16 protein-coding genes are annotated in these 17,368 nt (G+C 74.5%); 7 read left to right on the top strand and 9 right to left on the bottom strand.

Translation table 11 applies throughout. The annotated features are described in order from the left end of the window. Positions 1-25: 25 nt before the first annotated feature. The 3 genes from ABTZ58_RS28985 to ABTZ58_RS28975 all read right to left on the bottom strand — a co-directional run bounded on the left by ABTZ58_RS28985 (position 26) and on the right by ABTZ58_RS28975 (position 3,251). Positions 26-907 carry a hypothetical protein gene (locus tag ABTZ58_RS28985; protein WP_351362837.1) on the bottom strand — a complete coding sequence of 294 codons (882 nt, stop codon included), beginning with the start codon at positions 905-907 and terminating at the stop codon, positions 26-28. A gap of 52 nt (positions 908-959) precedes the next feature. Next, positions 960-2,486, bottom strand: a complete 1,527-nt coding sequence (locus tag ABTZ58_RS28980) for a hypothetical protein (RefSeq protein WP_351362834.1) — start codon at positions 2,484-2,486, stop codon at positions 960-962. Between the two features lie 69 nt (positions 2,487-2,555). Next, positions 2,556-3,251 carry a GntR family transcriptional regulator gene (locus ABTZ58_RS28975; RefSeq protein WP_351362831.1) on the bottom strand — a complete coding sequence of 232 codons (696 nt, stop codon included), beginning with the start codon at positions 3,249-3,251 and terminating at the stop codon, positions 2,556-2,558. A 166-nt stretch (positions 3,252-3,417) separates the two neighbouring features. Between ABTZ58_RS28975 and ABTZ58_RS28970 the strand changes: the two genes are divergently transcribed. Genes ABTZ58_RS28970 through ABTZ58_RS28950 form a run of 5 tightly spaced genes read left to right on the top strand, consistent with a single transcriptional unit; the run spans position 3,418 to position 7,799 of the window. Next, positions 3,418-4,719 (top strand): MFS transporter, encoded by a 1,302-nt coding sequence (locus tag ABTZ58_RS28970; RefSeq protein ID WP_351362828.1) that lies wholly within the window; start codon positions 3,418-3,420, stop codon positions 4,717-4,719. Next, a complete protein-coding gene (locus ABTZ58_RS28965; RefSeq protein ID WP_351362825.1) occupies positions 4,716-5,543 on the top strand; it encodes a putative hydro-lyase in 828 nt (275 codons plus the stop codon). Before ABTZ58_RS28970 ends, ABTZ58_RS28965 begins: the two co-directional genes overlap by 4 nt. 17 nt (positions 5,544-5,560) lie before the next feature. Beyond that, on the top strand, positions 5,561-6,319 hold the full coding sequence (locus tag ABTZ58_RS28960; RefSeq protein WP_351362822.1) for a LamB/YcsF family protein: 759 nt from the start codon (positions 5,561-5,563) through the stop codon (positions 6,317-6,319). Further along, positions 6,316-6,933 (top strand): 5-oxoprolinase subunit B family protein, encoded by a 618-nt coding sequence (locus ABTZ58_RS28955; protein ID WP_351362819.1) that lies wholly within the window; start codon positions 6,316-6,318, stop codon positions 6,931-6,933. The genes ABTZ58_RS28960 and ABTZ58_RS28955 overlap by 4 nt, the downstream gene beginning before the upstream one ends. Then, complete coding sequence (locus ABTZ58_RS28950; protein ID WP_351362817.1) at positions 6,930-7,799, top strand: 5-oxoprolinase subunit C family protein; 870 nt, start codon at positions 6,930-6,932, stop codon at positions 7,797-7,799. The genes ABTZ58_RS28955 and ABTZ58_RS28950 overlap by 4 nt, the downstream gene beginning before the upstream one ends. A gap of 149 nt (positions 7,800-7,948) precedes the next feature. On the opposite strand, the gene ABTZ58_RS28945 is transcribed toward ABTZ58_RS28950, so the two are convergent. The 5 genes from ABTZ58_RS28945 to ABTZ58_RS28925 form a co-directional block, all read right to left on the bottom strand. Further along, on the bottom strand, positions 7,949-8,836 hold the full coding sequence (locus ABTZ58_RS28945; RefSeq protein ID WP_351362814.1) for an SGNH/GDSL hydrolase family protein: 888 nt from the start codon (positions 8,834-8,836) through the stop codon (positions 7,949-7,951). Next, a complete protein-coding gene (locus tag ABTZ58_RS28940) occupies positions 8,833-10,011 on the bottom strand; it encodes a glycosyltransferase (protein ID WP_351362811.1) in 1,179 nt (392 codons plus the stop codon). Before ABTZ58_RS28940 ends, ABTZ58_RS28945 begins: the two co-directional genes overlap by 4 nt. Next, positions 10,008-11,135, bottom strand: coding sequence for a glycosyltransferase family 4 protein (locus ABTZ58_RS28935; protein WP_351362808.1), 1,128 nt, complete (start codon positions 11,133-11,135; stop codon positions 10,008-10,010). Before ABTZ58_RS28935 ends, ABTZ58_RS28940 begins: the two co-directional genes overlap by 4 nt. 187 nt (positions 11,136-11,322) lie before the next feature. Further along, positions 11,323-12,741, bottom strand: a complete 1,419-nt coding sequence (locus ABTZ58_RS28930; RefSeq protein ID WP_351362805.1) for a HEAT repeat domain-containing protein — start codon at positions 12,739-12,741, stop codon at positions 11,323-11,325. A 298-nt stretch (positions 12,742-13,039) separates the two neighbouring features. Next, positions 13,040-13,432: an ankyrin repeat domain-containing protein gene (locus ABTZ58_RS28925; RefSeq protein ID WP_351362802.1), complete on the bottom strand. Its 393-nt coding sequence runs from the start codon at positions 13,430-13,432 to the stop codon at positions 13,040-13,042. Positions 13,433-13,728: 296 nt separating this feature from the next. On the opposite strand from ABTZ58_RS28925, the gene ABTZ58_RS28920 reads away from it, so the two are divergent. Together ABTZ58_RS28920 and ABTZ58_RS28915 are read left to right on the top strand one after the other, a co-directional pair. Further along, positions 13,729-13,923, top strand: a complete 195-nt coding sequence (locus ABTZ58_RS28920; protein WP_030843336.1) for a hypothetical protein — start codon at positions 13,729-13,731, stop codon at positions 13,921-13,923. 53 nt (positions 13,924-13,976) lie between these two features. Continuing rightward, positions 13,977-15,707, top strand: coding sequence for a hypothetical protein (locus ABTZ58_RS28915; protein ID WP_351362799.1), 1,731 nt, complete (start codon positions 13,977-13,979; stop codon positions 15,705-15,707). A 140-nt stretch (positions 15,708-15,847) separates the two neighbouring features. Here ABTZ58_RS28915 and ABTZ58_RS28910 read toward each other — a convergent pair whose 3' ends face one another. After that, positions 15,848-17,347 carry an SCO1417 family PLP biosynthesis transcription factor gene (locus tag ABTZ58_RS28910; RefSeq protein ID WP_351362796.1) on the bottom strand — a complete coding sequence of 500 codons (1,500 nt, stop codon included), beginning with the start codon at positions 17,345-17,347 and terminating at the stop codon, positions 15,848-15,850. Between the last annotated feature and the right edge of the window lie 21 nt (positions 17,348-17,368).

The following is a 17,368-nucleotide window of genomic DNA, read 5'->3' as shown; positions in this document are numbered from 1 at the left end:
TAAGTCTTCGACAGGTGGGGGGAGTTCAGGAGGAGTGGAACGGCAGCCCGGCGTCGGCGACCAGATCCAGGTCGTCGCTCTCCTCGGGGGGCAGCAGCGTGGGCGTGCCGTCGGTGACCGGGACGACGCCCAGGTCCAGCAGCTCGCCCAGGGCGACGCTGCCGGCCATGTCGCGGACCTGGAGCTGGTAGCGGGCGGTGGTGCGGTACGTGCCGCCGTTGTCGTCGCCGGTGCGCTGGAGGAAGCCGGAGTCGGTGAGGAAGGCGACGGCCTTGGCGACGATGCCGGTGGTCGAACCGGCGAGCCGGCGGGCGTCCTTGGTGGCGCCGGTGGCGCTGCGCCGCACCCAGATCCGCCAGGCGGCCTCCAGGCCGGGCGCGTCGCTGACCGGGTCGGTGTTCTCGCCCTGCTCGGCGGCGCGCTCCTCCAGGCGGCGGCAGGCCTGGCGCACGAAGGCGTCGACGCCGTTGACCGTGACGCGGCCGATGTAGCCGTCGTCGGCGAGGTCCTCGGGGCGGGGGAACGCCATGGCGGCGACGGCGAGATGGGCCAGTCCGTGCAGGAACCGGTCGCCGCCGTCGGCGGACGTGCGACGCGCGTAGTCGCCCATGCGGACGGCGAACACCGAGTCCTCGGCGGCGGTCACGGCCATGCCCGCGCGCGGGGACACCTCCAGCACGATCAGGCCGAGCCCGGTCGCCACCGCGTCGGCGAGCCGCGCGAACGGCGGGTCCTCGCGGTAGCGCCGCAGCAGGTCCGCGTACTCCTGGTCGCGGGCGGGCTGCAGCTTGGGCTGCAGCCCGAAGGAGACGAGCCGGGCCGCGTCGGCGGCGTCGGCGGGGGTGACGGCGGCGGTGGCCGCGGGGACCGTCCCCTCCGGCTCACTCCACTCGACGTGCTCGCTCACGGTCGGGACTCCTCGTGCCACTCGTACTGACTCGTGCTGCTTCCGTGCCGGCTCATGCCGCTTCCGTCCGGTCCGCGGCCATCCCCGCCGCGTCCAGCAGTGCGGTGCCGACGATCAGGTCGGCCCCGCCGAACTCCGGATCGTCCAGTTCCGTCCCGTCGTCCACGGCGAACAGCAGTCTCTGCTCCCCCTGCCGGTAGGCCGTACCGACCGGCGGACTCGCGGCGTGCACCGCCAGCAGCGCCACCAGGTACGGCAGCTCGGGGTCCTGCCGCCGGGCCTCGGCCAGCAGCCCGGACAACCGGCGCGGCGCGTCCGCCGGCAGGTCCAGCAGCTCCTGCGCCGCCGCCAGCTGCTCCTCGCTGAACCGGCTGTCGTCCGGCGTGGCGATGAGGTCCGGCTCGGGCATCTCGGCGCCGAGGTGCTCCCGCTCCACCGGCGGCGTCAGCAGTATGTCGACCAGGTCACCGATCCGGACGGAGACGGGGGTGCGCAGTCCCGTGCCGCGCCCGAAGAAGGCGTCCGTGACGCGCACGGCCTGTTCCAGGGGCAACGGCAGCACCGGCGAGAGGAGATGCCCGTACAGGTCTATGCCCGACGTGGTCATCGGTGTCGCGAAGGCCTGCCGGTCCTGCTCGGCGCGGAACAGCGGCCCGGCCTCCAGCAGCCGGGACTGCAGCTGCGTGTGCCGCCGGATGCAGTCCTTGACGATGTCGACCAGCTCGGCGGCGCGGCGCTTGTGCTCCGGGTCCTCGGACTCGTCGCGTGCCTTGCGGATGTTGGTGAGGATCGCGTTCTCGTGCCGGTAGCGGTCGGCCACGTGCTCAAGGGCCTCGGCGATCATGTCGGGCACCGCGCTGAGCCAGTCGACCGCGCGGACGTTGCGCCGGGTCGCGTCCAGGGCCTTGCGCAGCGTTTCCGAGTACTGCACGGTCCGGTAGCGGGCCTGTTCGGCCGCGAGCTGGGCGTCGGCGAGCCGGCCGCGGCTGATCAGCACCTCCAGCTTGACCTCGGCGGCGATCTGCGCGCTGGTGACGTCCGTGTCGAGAGCGCCGACGAGGACGTTGACCGCCTCGTCCGTCGTGCGGAGGTACACCGTGCCGCCCGGGCCGGGAACCTCTTCGATCAGCTTGAAGTCGTAGTCCCGGCGCACGTACGTGCCGTCCGCCCCGAACGTGCCGTACACGGCGCGGAAGCCGCGGTCGACGCTGCCGACGTTGATCAGGTTCTCCAGGACCCAGCGGGCCACCCGCTCGTGCTCGGCGGCGGGGCGCTGCGGGGCCTGGGCGGCGACGCGCGGGATGAGGCGGGCGACGACCTGGTCGTGGTCCGCGCCCGTGTCGAAGTCCATGTTCAGGGTGACGAGGTCGATGGCCGCGAGGGCGATTTCCGCCATGCCGTACACCGAGTACTCGCCGGCGAGGTTGGCCTTGCGCGCGTCGAGGTCGTGCAGCGGGGCGGTGCAGGCGAGCGCGCGCAGGCGCCGCGCCAGGCCCTCGTCGGCGGCCGGCCCCGGTGCGGGGCGCGGCCCCGCGCTGAGCTGGGGCGGAGCGCTGTCCGTCGATGCAGGCGAAGTCACGGTGCACAGACTAGGTCCTGGGTCTGACATCGGCCCAAACGACGCGTTGGCCTCCGCGCGGCCCGGTGCTCAGCCGTCCTCTCCGACGCGGCGGCGGTACACCTCCACGACCCGCTCCAGCGAGTCGTCGAGGTAACCGGCGAGCAGGCGCTCGGCCTGTTCCCGGTCCCCGGCCTCAAGGGCCTGAAGGATCGCGACATTTCGCGCGATGTACGGTTCGTGCAGCCGCTGCGGTTCGTCCACCACGTGGAACGCCAGGCGCAGTTCGGCGAAGACGCTGCGCATCAGCTCGGCCGTGCGTGCGCTCCCGGCCAGCTCCACCAGCTCCCGGTGGAAGTGGATGTTCGCCGTACCCACTCCCTTCCAGTCACCTTCGCGGGCCGCGCGCCGACCCTCCGCCACGGCGGCGGCCGGCCCGTCGAGACGGTACGGCGGCTCCCCCAGGCCCCGGACCACGGCGCACTCGACCAGTCGCCGCGTGCGGTAGATGTCCTCGACGTCCTCCACGGTCAGCACCCGCACGAAGACACCCCGGTTCAGCTCGTGGACGAGCAGGCGTTCGTGGGTGAGCAGCCGGAACGCCTCGCGCAGCGTGTTGCGGGAGACCCCGAGCGCGCCGCCGATGCTGTCCTCCGACAGGCGGGTCCCGGGCGGGAAGTACCCCTCGGCGATGCGGCTCCTGAGGATGTCCGAGACCCGTTCCGCGGTGCTGGTGCGCCCGAGGAGGGCCCGGTCGTCGGCGAGGTCCTTCAGCTGCTCTGCCATGCCTGGAATTCAATCGCAGATCCCAAGAACGAACCAACATGGGTATTGAGGGATCGTTGAACAATCCTCTACGGTGCTACGCAGGGCGCCGCTTCCCCACCGCGGCGCCGACCGCTGCCGCCCGCTCATCCCGAAGCACCCTCCGTCCTCCCTCTGCGAGGTGCCCATGAGCACGACCCCTCCACCGCAGGCCCTGACCGACGAGGCACGTCCCGCGTCCGCCGAACGCACCCCGGACGACGGGGCGTTCGGCTGGCTGCGGGCCCTGGGCCCGCGCGGCCGCCGCGCGTTCACCGGCGCCTTCGGCGGCTATGCCCTGGACTCCTACGACTACTTCACGCTGCCGCTCAGCATGGTCGCGCTGTCGGCCTACTTCGGCCTCAACAGCGGCCAGACGGGCCTCTTCACGACGGTCACCCTGGTGGTGTCCGCGGTCGGCGGCGCCCTCGCGGGCGTCCTCGCGGACCGCATCGGCCGGGTCAAGGCCCTGATGATCACGGTGATCACGTACGCGGTCTTCACCGTCGCCTGCGGATTCGCGCCCAACTACGAGACCCTGCTGGTCTTCCGCGCCCTGCAGGGCCTCGGTTTCGGCGGCGAGTGGGCGGTCGGGGCGATCCTGGTCGCGGAGTACGCGAGCGCACGGCACCGGGGCCGCACCCTCGGCGCGATCCAGAGCTCCTGGGCGGTGGGCTGGGGCATGGCCGTGATCGCCTACACCGTCATCTTCTCGCTGGCCGGCGACGACCTGGCCTGGCGCATCATGTTCTGGACCGGGGCGCTGCCCGCGCTGCTGGTCATCTGGCTGCGGCGCAGCGTGCACGACGCGCCCGAGGCGACCGCGGCACGCGAACGGAGCGCGGAGAAGGGCTCGTTCAAGGCCATCTTCAGGCCCGGCCTGCTGCGGGTGACGCTCTTCGCCGGACTGCTGTCGACCGGCGTCCAGGGCGGCTACTACACGCTGGCCACCTGGGTCCCGACGTATCTGAAGTCCGAGCGCGACCTGTCGGTCGTCGGCACCGGCGGCTATCTGACGTTCCTCATCTCGGGCGCCTTCATCGGCTACCTCACCGGCGGCTACCTCACCGACAAGCTGGGCCGGCGGCGCAACATCTGGCTCTTCGCCCTGCTGTCGGCGCTGTGCATCCTGGCGTACGCGAACATCCCGAGCGGCGCCAACACCCTGCTGCTGGTGCTCGGATTCCCGCTCGGGTTCTGCATGTCGGCGATCTTCAGCGGCTTCGGCTCGTACCTGAGCGAGCTGTACCCGACGGCGGTGCGCGGCACGGGGCAGGGCTTCACGTACAACACCGGGCGCGCGGTGGGTGCCGTGTTCCCGACGACGGTCGGTTTCCTGGCGGACAGCTGGGGCGTGGGCGGCGCGCTGGTCTTCGGCGCGATCGGCTACGGCATCGCGGCACTGGCGCTGCTCGGGCTGCCCGAGACGCGCGGGAAGGAGCTCACGTGAACCGCACGAGCGCCGGGGACCGTCCTGTGGTCCTGGTCGACGAGCACGCGCGCGCGTGGAGCCCGGAAACGGCCCGGGCCCGCTTCCGCGACGGCCTCACCGGCCCCACGGCCGGGGTCGCGGGCGGCCACACCCAGGTCAACCTGATCTCGGTGCCCGCCGACTGGGCCTACGACATGCTGCTGTTCTGCCAGCGCAACCCCAAGCCGTGCCCCGTCCTGGACGTCACGGACGCCGGGTCCTGGACGACCGTGCTCGCCGAGGGCGCCGACCTGCGCACCGACCTGCCGCGCTACCGGGTGTGGCGGGACGGCGAGCTGGTGGACGAGCCGACCGACGTACGCGGCTACTGGCGGCAGGACCTGGTGACGTTCCTCATCGGGTGCAGCTTCACCTTCGAGTGGGCGCTGGGCGAGGCGGGCGTGCCGATCCGCCACGTCGAGCAGGGCCGCAACGTCCCGATGTACGTGACGAGCCGGCAGTGCCGTCCGGCGGGGCGGCTGCACGGGCCGCTGGTGGTGTCGATGCGGCCGGTGCCGCCCCGGCACCTGTCGGCGGCGATCCGGGAGAGCAGCCTGCTGCCGGCGGTGCACGGCAGCCCGGTGCACTGCGGCGACCCCGCCGGGCTCGGCATCGGCGACCTCGGCCGCCCCGACTTCGGCGACCCGGTGGACGCCGAGCCGGACGACATCCCGGTCTTCTGGGCGTGCGGGGTGACCCCGCAGGCCGCCGTCATGGCCTCGCGTCCGCCGTTCGCCCTCACCCATGCCCCGGGGCAGATGTTCCTCACCGACGCCCGCGACGAGCAGTACCGCGTGGCCTGACAGGAGACACTGGATTCATGGCCTGCATCGACCTGAACGCCGACCTCGGCGAGGGCTTCGGCCGCTGGCGCCTCACCGACGACGAACGCCTGCTGTCCGTCGTCACCAGCGCCAACGTGGCCTGCGGCTTCCACGCCGGGGACGCGGTCACCATGCGCCGGGTGTGCGCGCTGGCGGCCGAGCGCGGGGTCCGCATCGGCGCCCAGGTGTCCTACCGGGACCTGGCCGGGTTCGGGCGGCGCGCGATGGACGTGCCGCCCGCCGAACTCGCGGCCGAGGTCGCCTACCAGATCGGCGCCCTTGAGGTGTTCGCACGCGCGGCCGGCTCCCGGGTGGCCTACGTCAAACCGCACGGCGCGCTCTACAACCGGGTCGTGCACGACGAGGAGCAGGCCGCCGCGGTCGTCGACGGAGTGCTCCTCGCGGACGGCGCGCTGCCCGTCCTCGGCCTGCCCGGCTCGCGCCTGCTGGAGCTGGCCGGGAAGGCGGGGCTGCCGGTCGTCACGGAGGCGTTCGCGGACCGCGCCTACACCGACGCGGGCACCCTGGTGCCCCGCTCCCGGCAGGGCGCGGTGATCACCGATCCGGACGCCGTCGTCGAGCGGTCCCTGGGCCTGGCCTCCTCCGGCGAGGTCGTGTCCGAGTCCGGGGTGCGGATCCCGGTGCGCGCCCGGTCCCTGTGCCTGCACGGCGACACGCCCGGCGCGGTGGAACTGGCCCGCCGGGTCCGTGAGCGGCTGGAGTCCTCCGGAGTCCGGGTGGAGGCCTTCGCATGAAGGTGCTGCCCGTCGGCGAGGACGCCCTGCTCGTCGAGGTCTCCACGGGCGACGAGGCCCAGGCTCTGCACGCGGAACTGCTGCGGCGCCGCGCCGAGGGCTCGCTGTCCGCCCGCGAGATCGTCCCGGCGGCCCGCACGGTCCTCCTCGACGGCCTCGACGCACCGGCCCGGGTGGCCGCCGAACTGACCGCGGCCGACCTCCCGCCCGCTCCCCCGTCCGCGGGCGACGTGATCGAGATCCCGGTGCGCTACGACGGCCCGGACCTGGCCGACGTCGCCGCGCACTGGGGTGTGCCGGAGCCGGAGGTGGCCCGTATCCACGCGGACACCGAGTTCCGGGTCGCCTTCTGCGGCTTCGCACCCGGCTTCGGCTATCTCACCGGCCTGCCGCCCCGCTACGACGTCCCGCGCCGCGCCACCCCGCGCACTTCGGTCCCGGCCGGGTCGGTGGCGCTGGCGGGCCCGTACACGGGCGTCTACCCGCGCTCCTCGCCGGGCGGCTGGCAGCTGATCGGCACCACCGGCGCCGTGCTGTGGGACCACGCGCGCGTGCCGGCCGCGCTGCTGTCGCCCGGCGCGCGCGTGCGGTTCGTCCCCGAGGCGGGGTCATGACGGACCGCGCACTCGCCGTCGTACGCGCCGGGGCCCTCACCACCGTGCAGGACCGGGGCCGCCCCGGGCACGCTCACCTGGGAGTGCCCCGTTCCGGGGCGCTGGACGGGCCCGCGGCGGAGCTCGTCAACCGGCTGACCGGCAATCCGCCCGGAGCGGCCGTGCTGGAGACGACCCTCGACGGCTGTGCCGTCCGGCCGCGTTCGGACGTCACAGTGGCGGTGGCGGGCGCGCCCTGCCGGGTCACGGTGGACGGACGGCCCGCCGCCTGGGCCGCGCCGGTGCGGGTGCCGGGCGGTGCGCTGCTGGACATCGGTCCGGCCCTTACGGGCGTACGCGCCTATGTGGGCGTCTCGGGAGGCATCGCCGTCGAGCCGGTGCTCGGCAGCCGCTCGACCGACCTGCTGTCCGGCCTCGGCCCGGTCCCCCTCACCGACGGCACGGTGCTGCCTCTGGGCCGGCCCGCTGGCGTGCACGCGCGCGTGGACGTCGCCCCGCAGCCGGCGCCACCGGCCGAGCTGGTCCTGCGGGTGACACTCGGCCCGCGCGACGACTGGTTCACGCCGGAGGCCGTGCGGGCCTTCGTCTCCCGCGCCTACCGGGTGTCCCCCGCGAGCAACCGCATCGGCCTGCGCATGGACGGGCCCGCCCTGGAGCGCGGCCGGCCCGGGGAACTGCCCAGCGAGGGCATGGTGCTGGGGGCCGTCCAGGTCCCGCCGGACGGCCGGCCGGTGGTGTTCCTGGCCGACCATCCGACGACCGGGGGCTACCCGGTGATCGCCGTCGTCCGCCCGGCCGACCTCCCGGCCGCCGCCCAGGCGATGCCGGGCACGCCGGTGCGGTTCGTGCCGGTACGCCGCCGCTAGGCCTGGCCGCGCCGGCCCGGGGTCGACCCAAGGGAACCGGACCGGGCGTGCACACCCCGGCGGCAGGTCGATGGTGATGTGCCGTCGCGGGACGGCGGGGGTTGTTCGCGCAGTTCCCCGCGCCCCTTCGGGCACGACGCCCGGCCCGGTCAGGCCGCGTCCGCCTGTTCCGCCCCGGACAGCGCGGCCAGGGCCGCGGACACGGCCGCCGAGGCCCGCAGGTCCAGCCGGGCACTCGTACCCCGGGCGCGGTGCCCAAGTTCGTCGGCGGCGAGGGTCAGCAGCTGGGGCAGCAGGTCCGTGCACCGGCGCGCCACCCATCCGGTGCCCGCCGTGGCCAGCCACCACCAGCTCGCCGACCTCGTCGGGCCGGGGGACTCCGGCTCCGGCGACGGCGCGGGCCCGGCCGCGAGACCGTGCTCCGCGAGCAGCGCGTGGAAGCGCAGGGCCAGCTGCCGGTGCCCCCGCTCCCCCGGATGCAGCCGGTCCGCGCTCCACATGGCCCGGTCGGTGACCCAGTCGCCCTCGCAGGCGTGCAGGTGCAGCGCCCCGTACCGGTCGGACAGGGCGTGCACCACCGCGTTCACGGCCCGTTGCCGCCGGGCCAGCGGATGCGCCAGCGCCCCCGGCAGCCCGAGCATCGTGCCCGGGTCGGGCAGGCAGGCCGTGAGCAGGACCGCGCCCTGTCCGGTACAGGCCGCGTACACCTGGTCGAGCCGGGCCGCCACGGCCTCGATGTCGAAGGTGCAGCGCAGGGTGTCGTTGACGCCGACGACGACGGACACGAGGTCGGGCCGCAACTTCAGCGCGGTGGGCAGCTGCCGTTCCAGCACGTCCCTGGTCTGTGACCCGCTCACCGCGAGGTTGGTGAACCGGACGTCTCCCGTCCCCAGCCCGGCGGCGAGCAGTGCGGCCCAGCCGCGCCACCCGTCGCCCGCCGGGTCTCCCACCCCCTCGGTCAGTGAGTCCCCGAGGGCCACGAACCTCACGGGCCCCTCCCACCGGCGGGACGCCCCCTCGCCCGGCACGGGTCTCATGCCACGCCCCCGGGCACGAACGGCCGCACCGGGACGGCGGCGTCATGGGCGGCGAGGAACGCGTCGACCGCCGCGTCCCAGCCGAAGCACTCCGCACGCGCGCGTGCGGCCTCGCGGCGGTCCGTCTCCAGGCGTTCCAGCAGCAGGCACACGGCGTCCGCGAAGGCCTCCCCGTGGTCCGCGGCGACGGCCCCGGCGGAGCCGATCACCTCCGGCAGCGCCGACGACGCGCTCGCCACCACGGGCGTGCCGCAGGCCATGGCCTCCAGCGCGGCGAGCCCGAAGGTCTCGGCGGGCCCCGGTGCCAGGGCCACATCGGCGGACGCCTGGAGCGCGCCGAGCAGGGCACGGTCGGAGAGGTGCCCGAGGAAGGTGACCGGCAGGCCGCTCTCGCGCGCCCGCTGTTCGAGCCGGGGCCGCAGCGGGCCGTCCCCGGCCACCACCAGCACCGCCCGGCGTCCGCGCCGCCGCAGCGCCTCCAGGGCGTCCAGCGCCGTGCCGGGCCGCTTCTCCACGGACAGGCGCGAGCACATCACCAGCAGCGTCTCGTCCTCGCGCGCGTGCCGCGCCCGCAGGCCCGCATCGCGCAGGGCCGGGTGGCGCTGCACCAGGTCGACGCCCAGCGGGGCCCGTACGACGTTGCGCGCCCCGATCCGCACGAACTCCCGCTCGGCGAACTCGGTGGTGCACACCACGCGCGCGTACGTGTGGGCCGTACGGACGTTGAGGGCGTCGGCGGCGCGCCGGGCGGCCCCCTCGGGCAGGCCCCAGGTGCGCAGGACACCGTCGGCGGTCTCGTGAGAGACCATCACGGCCGGGATCCGGGCGCGCCGGGCCCACTTGCCGGTCCACCGCAGGGTGGTGCGGTCGGACACCTCCAGGCGGTCGGGCGCGAGCTCCTCCAGGAGCCGGGCCACCCGCCGTCTGTCGGCCAGGACGCGGTAGCCGCCGGTGCCGGGCAGCAGCGGCCCCGGGAGCGTGATCACCCGGCCCTGTTCCATCTCGCGGTCGCCGGTCCGCTCGCCGGGGACCACCAGGACGGGCTCGTGGCCCGCCGCCCGGTACCCCCTGCCGAGTTCGCGCAGGGCGGTGCGCAGACCGCCGGAGGCGGGCGCGACGAAGTTGGCGAGCCGGACGATCCGCAGCGACCGGTGGCCGGTGGTGTTCGCGTTCACGCCGCCACCGCCGTCCGGCGCCCGGCGAGCACGTCCGTGTAGTGCCCGATCAGCCGGTCGCCGACGGCCGCCCAGGTGCGGCCCTCGACGGTGGCGCGACCGGCGGCGCCGAAGGCGCTGCGCAGCGCGGGCTCGGCGGCCAGGGCCCGCACCGCGTCCCGCACGGCGGTCGCGTCGCGCGGCGGCACCAGCAGGCCGGTGTGCCCGTGCGCCACCAGGTCGAGCGGTCCGCCCGCGGCGGGTGCCACGACGGGCAGGCCGCTGGCCATGGCCTCCTGGACGGTCTGGCAGAAGGTCTCGAACGGGCCCGTGTGCACGAAGAGGTCCAGTGAGGCGAAGATCCGGGCGAGGTCGTCACCGGTGCGGCGGCCGAGGAAGACGGCGCCGGGCAGCGTCTGTTCCAGCGAGGGCCTGCTGGGTCCGTCGCCGACGATCACGACCCGGACGCCGTCCAGGCCGCAGGCGCCGGCGAGGAGCTCGACCTGCTTCTCGGGGGCGAGCCGGCCGACGTAGCCGACGATGAGCTCGCCGTTCGGCGCGAGTTCGCGGCGCAGGGCCTCGTCGCGGCGGTCGGGCCGGAACCGTTCGGTGTCCACGCCGCGCGGCCACAGCTCGACCCGGGGCACCCCGTGGGTCCGCAGGTCGCGCAGGGCCGCGCTGGAGGGCGCGAGGGTGAGGTCGGCGGCGCCGTGGACGGAACGGATGCGCCGCCAGGCGGCGGCCTCTCCGGCGCCCATGTAGGTGCGGGCGTATCCGGCCAGATCGGTCTGGTAGACGGCGACGGCGGGGATGCCGAGGCGGACGGCGGCGGCCATGCCGCGCACCCCGAGGACGAAGGGGCTGGCCAGATGGACGACATCGGCACGGTGCTCGACGAGGGTGGCGGCCAGGCGGCGGCTGGGGAGGGCGACGCGGACCTGGGGGTAGCCGGGGAGCGGGAGGGAGGCGACGTGGACGACGGGGCACGGGGCGGACGCGTCGGGCTTGTTCCCCGGGGCGGGGGCCGGGGCCACGACGACGGGGGCGTGACCGCGCTCGACGAGGTGCCGGGCGGTCTGGAGCGCGCAGTGGGCCACGCCGTTCACGTCGGGGGGAAAGGATTCGGTCACGATGACGACACGCATACCGGTGTTGTCGCCGTGCCGGACGTGGCCGCGTCAACGTCGATCTTTCCGGCCGAGGAACGTCCCATGAGCGTTCCGATGCGCACCCGCGCAGGTCAGGCCGTGTCCATGCCCTCCTGACCCGCGAGCCACCGGACGTTCATCTCGATGGCCTGACGCGGACTGGGCAGTCCCTCGTGGAGGGGGGTCACACGGCGGTTTCCTCCGGGCCGATCCGGCTGCGTACGGCCGTCTGGACCTCGGCCTCCTCGGCGGGGTCGGCGGCGAGGCGGCGCAGTCGCTCGACGACGCGGGCGTCTCCGGTCTCGGCGTGCCGGGCGGCGAGTTCGCGGGTGGTCTCCTCGCAGTCCCAGAGGCATTCGACGGCGAAGCCGGTGGCGAAGGAGGGGTCGGTGGCGGCGAGGGCGCGGGCGGTGCGGCCGCGCAGGTGGGAGGAGGCGGTTTCGCGGTAGACGTGGCGCAGGACGGGTGCGGCGCAGGCGATGCCGAGCCGTCCGGTTCCGTCGACCAGGGTCCACAGGGTCGGTGCGTCGGGACCTTCGCCCCGTACGGCCTCCCGCAGGGCCGCGAGGACCAGGTCGCGGTCCCGGGCGCCGCCCCGGCAGGCCAGGACGCGTCCGGCGGCGGCGCCCAGGGCGTCGGGCCGCCGGGCCCAGCCGCGTGCCCGGTCGACGGCGGCGAGGGAGCGCATCCGCTCGAAGGCGTCGACGGCGGCGTCCACGACGACCGTCGAGCCGGTGGCCACGGCGCCCTCGATCAGGTCGAGGGCGCCCGGATCGTTGCCGTCGGCGAGGTAGCGCAGGGCGGTGCACCGGGCACCGTCACCGCCGTCCCGCGCGGCGCGGACGATCTCGTCCCGGTCCTCGGGCCCCGCCACCGCGGTGAGACAGCGGGCGGCCGGGACGTGCAGCGCGGCGCCGCGTTCCAAGCCCTGCTGGGCCCATTCGAAGACGGCCTGCACGCTCCATCCGGGGCGTGGCCCGGACGGGCGCATCTGGCGCTGCCAGCGGTCGAAACAGCCGGCTTCGTGGGCGGCACGCACGCGTGTGGCGACGGAAGCGCGGGGATCCTCCGCCCACAGCCGCCAGGGCCGGGGTTCGAAGGCGTCCCGGACGGCCGCGGCCAGCTCGGCCTCGCCCTCCGGGTCGGCCGGAAATCGCGCGAGGACGGGGGCGGCGAGGGCGCGCAGGCCCGCGTCGTCGTCCCGCAGGGCGAGCTCGTCGAGGGCCCAGGCCCAGTTGGTGCCGTGGGCGGCGTATCTGCGCAGCAGTTCGAGCGCGTCACGCCTGCCGTAGGAGGCGAGGTGCCCGAGGACGGCGAGGGCGAGCCCGGTGCGCGACTCGTCGGCGTCGAGGACGTCCTCGGCGTCGAAGAGGTGGGCCTCGATCTCGTCCAGCTCGCCGTTCAGGTCGAGGTAGAGGCGGGCGTAGTAGAGGGAGCGGTTCTCCACCTGCCAGTCGTGGCGGGGATCGCGCAGCACGCAGTGGTTCAGCGCCGCGAGCGCCTCGGGGCGCGGGGCGGTGAGCGCGTGCAGTGTGCCGTCGCCACGGCCCCGCTGGAGCAGGCCGAGCAGCGTACCGCTGGGCGCTATGACCGGATCGAACATGGGAAACAGCCTCACATCAAGCGTCGACGCAACCGGGGACGTGTACTACCTGGCCGCGCGACAACACGTCGGAGTGCCCGCCGTTTCCTGCTTGCTGTAGACCATCTTCCTCTGCCTCTCGTCGGTGGCCCTTGCGGACCGCGTCACGGCCCGCGCGGTGCGGCAACCTGCCCAACCATCACGTCCGTGAACCACGTCGTCATGATGACTCGGCACTTCCGTCTGCCGCGACCGAAATTTCGGCGGCCCCGTTCCGCCTCCCCCGTTTCTCGTGTCGTTCCAGGTCAGCCCGGTCGGCCTAGTGCGCGCCGAACAGTTCGAGCAGTTCCGTCCGGCCGAACATGCGGGCCGTGTCGACGGCCGAGGGCGTGCCCGCTGACGGGTCGGCGCCGCCCTCCAGGAGGGCCTTGATGACGTCTCTCTCGCCCTTGAAGACGGCCCCCGCGAGCGGGGTCTGGCCCCGGTCGTTCACCCGGTCCGCCTCGGCGCCGCGGGCGAGCAGCGCGCGGACCGCGTCGGAGTGGCCGTGGTAGGCGGCGAGCATCACGAGCGAGTCGCCGCGGTCGTTGGTGAGGTTGGCCGGGACACCCGCGTCGACGTACGCCACGAGCGCCTCGGTCTGTCCCCGCCGGGCCAATTCGAAGATCTTGGTCGCCAGCTCCACGACCTCGGGGTCGGGGACTTCGGTCATCTGCCGGACCGCCTCTCCATCACGTCTCGCCGGGTGCGTACGCCTGCGCCGGGTGCAGCCGTACGAGTGAATCGCCAGGGTACTGGCTCGCGCGGCACATGACCCGATGTGCCCGAGGTAAAGATCACCACAGACGTGGCCCGGCGCAACAGCCGAGCTCGACCGGATCACGGACCACTCCGCCGCTCGGGGGAAATCATACGAATTTAACCCAGTTGCACCTTTTATCGTATGGATACATCCTGTGAGCCTGGAAGTACTCATGGTGACTGTCCCCGCGAACCAGGAGAACTCAAATGATCCTGTCCATCTCAGGCGTGGTCCTGCTCGGCATCGTGGTCTTCATCTTCTTCCGCAAGGACGGCCTGAAGGCCTCCCACGCGGTGGTGGCGATGCTCTTCGGCTTCTACCTGGCGAGCACGGCCATCGCCCCGAGCATCAAGGCGGGCGGCGAGAGCCTGGCGAGCCTCCTCGGCGGCATCAAGTTCTGACGACCCCACTTTCCCGTACGCACCCCGCCCGTACGCACCGACTGGAGGCAGCAGTGGCCCGGCGCCCCCTCCCCCGCATTCTGAGCAACGGCAGCGCCCAGCTCGCCCGGAGCCGGGAGCTGGCCCGGACGGCCGCCGACAGCGCCACCGACGTCCTCCACCCGCTGATCACGATCACGCGGGGTCTGCGCCGGCTGGCAGCGGCCGGCCGGCGCAGATGGACCCAGACCCCGAAGGAGAGACGGGGGGCACTGCTGTTCCTGGTGGCCTCCGTGATCCTGGTGGTGGCCCTGGTGCCGTACGGGCCGCTCCTGGCCGCCATCACCCTGATGGCGGCCGCGGCCTGGCAGGGCCGGGACCGCACTCCGGCGGCTCCCGACGGGCCCGACGAGTCGCAGAGCGAGCGCCTGAAGTCGCTGTACGAGGCGCTCGTGCCGTACTTCTCGGCCGCCGAGGACCCCGAGCCGCTGTACGCGCACGGCGGCGCGTGGGACAAGGCCTTCCCCACCTACGGCTTCGACGGCGGCGGCCGGATCTCCCACCTGGTGGTGCGCTACCCGGCGTACTTCACCGACGGCGAGGCCGAGTCCCGCGCGCGGATCGAGCACCTCCTCGCGGCGAAGTCCGGCCGCGGCCGCGAGTACCACTTCACGTGGGACGGGGAGGGCAACCAGCTGACGCTCGGCGTGCTGCTGCCCCTCCCCGCCGACATCACCGCCCAGCACTTCGTCACCGCTCCCGGCGAGACGGTCCTGGGCTTCACCGACCCGACCCACGTCCGGCGCACACTGCCCCTCGGCCACGGCGCACAGCAGCGGGACGTCCCCCCGGTCGTCTGGCGCACCGGCCTGCGCTCCACGGAGCCGCATCTGCTCGTCCTCGGCCAGCCGGGCAGCGGTGTGTCCACTCTGCTGCGCTCCATCGCGCTGCAGGCCCTCCAGCACGGGGACGTGGTGATCGTCGACGGCGGCGGCACCGGCGAGTACGCCTGCCTCACCGGCCGGGACGGCGTCCTGGCCGTCGAGTGCGGTCCCAGCGGGGCGACGGCCAGCCTGGAATGGGCGGCGACCGAGACGGAGCGCCGCCTCATCGCCGCCAACCGCGCCCACCAGGCGGGCCATCCCCCGCCCGACGACACCAGGCGGCCGCTGTGGATCCTCCTGGACCGGCCCACCGCGTTCACCCACCTGGCCGCGGCGGACGACCGCAAGGACCCACAAGCCCTCCTCCAGGTGCCCCTGCGGCACGGCCGCCCGGCGAACGTGACGGTGGTGGTGGCCGACCAGCTGGACTGCTTCGAGGCCCTCGGCGAGCCGGTCCGCCGGCACACCCGCGCGCGCGCGGTCCTCGGGCCGGCCACGGCCGACCAGCTCCAGTCGGTGCTCGGCGCGCCCCCGCACACCACGCCCATCGACGAGATCCCGCCCGGCCGCGGGTACGCCCGTCTGGGCTCGGGCCCGGTCCACCGACTCCAGGTCCCGGCCACGCCGAACCCCTACGACGACGCGACCCCCGAGGCGCACCGGGAGGCGGTCCTCGCCCTCCTCCCGCCCCGCACGACACCGGCGGACGGGGAGACGGTCCCGGAGCCGGACGGCTCGCCCGGCGAGCCCGAGCCGCTGCCGACGGAACAGGCACCGGAACGGGTGACCGCCGAGCCGGTGCCGGCGGTGACCGCGGAGCCGCCGGAGCCCCGGCCCGGCCCGGTGCCGGTCCTCACCAAGGACCCGCTGCCGAACCCGGTCCCGGTCCTGACCAAGCCGACGGCGGCCAAGCGGGGCTGACCACCCGTTGTCCGCACGTGAGACACGTGACGGCACGTGACGGCGTGACGGCGTGACGGCGTGACGGCGTGACGGCGTGACGGCGTGACGGCGTGACGGCGTGACGGCGTGACGGCGTGACGGCGTGACGGCCAACCCCGTCAGGCCACGAAGGTGCGCGGCGCCTCCGTGCCTCCCACCCCGCCCGACTCCACCAGTCCCGCCGCCGCGGCCAGCCGCACCGCAGCCTCATCGGCCACCGCCCCGCCCACGGTGAACGGCAGCCGCACATACCCCTCGAACGCCCCGTCCACGCCGAACCGCGGCCCGGACGGCACCCGCACGCCCACCCGCTCCCCCGCCTCCGCGAGCCGCGACCCGGACAGCCCCCCGGTCCGCACCCACAGGGTCAGCCCGCCCTGCGGCACCTCGAACTCCCACCCGGGCAGCTCACGGCGCACGGCCGCCACCAGCTCGTCCCGGTTGGACCGGGCCTGCTCCCGCCGCAGCTCCACGGCCTGCTCCCAGCCGCCTGTGCCGAACAGCCAGTTGACGGCCAGCTGCTCCAGCACGGGCGTGCCGAGGTCGGCGTAGGCCCGCGCCGCGACCAGGCTGCGGATCACGTCCGGCGCGGCCCGCACCCACCCGATGCGCATGCCGGCCCAGAACGCCTTGCTCGCCGAGCCCACCGTGATCACGGTCGACCCGGCCGGGTCGAAGGCGCACACCGGCCGGGGCATCCGCACGCCCGGATCGAGCCACAGCTCGCTCATCGTCTCGTCGGCGATCAGCACGGTCCCCGCGGACCGCGCCGCGTCCACCAGCCGACGCCGCTGGTCCTCGTCCGCGAGCGCGCCCGTCGGGTTGTGGAAGTCGGCGACGACGTAGGCGATCCGGGGCGCGGCGTCGCGCAGGACCTGCCGCCAGCGGTCCATGTCCCAGCCGGCGAGGCCCTCGGCCATCGCGACGGGGACCAGCCGGGCCCCTGCCTCGCGCATCAGCTGGAGGATGTTGGCGTAGGAGGGCGACTCGACGGCGATGCGCTCGCCCCGCCCGCCGAAGAGATGGCAGATCGCGTCGATCGCGCCCATCGCCCCGGTCGTCACCATGATCTGCTCGGGCATGGTCGGGATGCCGCGCGCCGTGTACCGCTCGGCGATCATCGCCCGCAGCGCGGGCAGCCCCGCGGGATAGTCGCCGTGCGTGTGCGCGTACGGCGGCAGCTCCTCCAGCGCGCCCTGCACGGCCCGGGTGAGCCAGGGCTCGGGGGCGGGCAGCGCGGCGCAGCCGAGGTCGATCATCGAGCCGAGGGCCTCCGGCGGCAGGGGCTCCAGCCCCCGCGCGGGCAGCGGGTTCCCGGCGGGTACGGCGGTCCAGCTGCCCGCGCCCCGCCGCGACTCCAGGAAGCCCTCGCTGCGCAGTGCCTCATAGGCGGCGGCGACCGTCGTACGGCTGACGGAGAGGGAGAGGGCGAGTTCCCGCTCGGCGGGCAGCCGGGCGGCCACCGGGACGCGCCCTTCGAGCACCAGCAGACGGATCCCGTCGGCGAGCGCGCGATAGGCCGGCGGGCGGCGTGTGCCGGGCCCCGCCGGGCGGTCCTGCTGGGAGTTGAGCAGCCGGGCGAGCTGTGCCGCCCCCACGGCCGAGGTCCACTGCGCCATCGGAATCAGTCCACCTTCCCC

This window comes from Streptomyces sp. NPDC094143, assembly GCF_040303825.1.
Taxonomy (GTDB): Bacteria; Actinomycetota; Actinomycetes; order Streptomycetales; family Streptomycetaceae; genus Streptomyces.
Note: the sequence above shows the minus strand (reverse complement) of the source record. Positions and strands in the feature narration are given on the sequence as shown.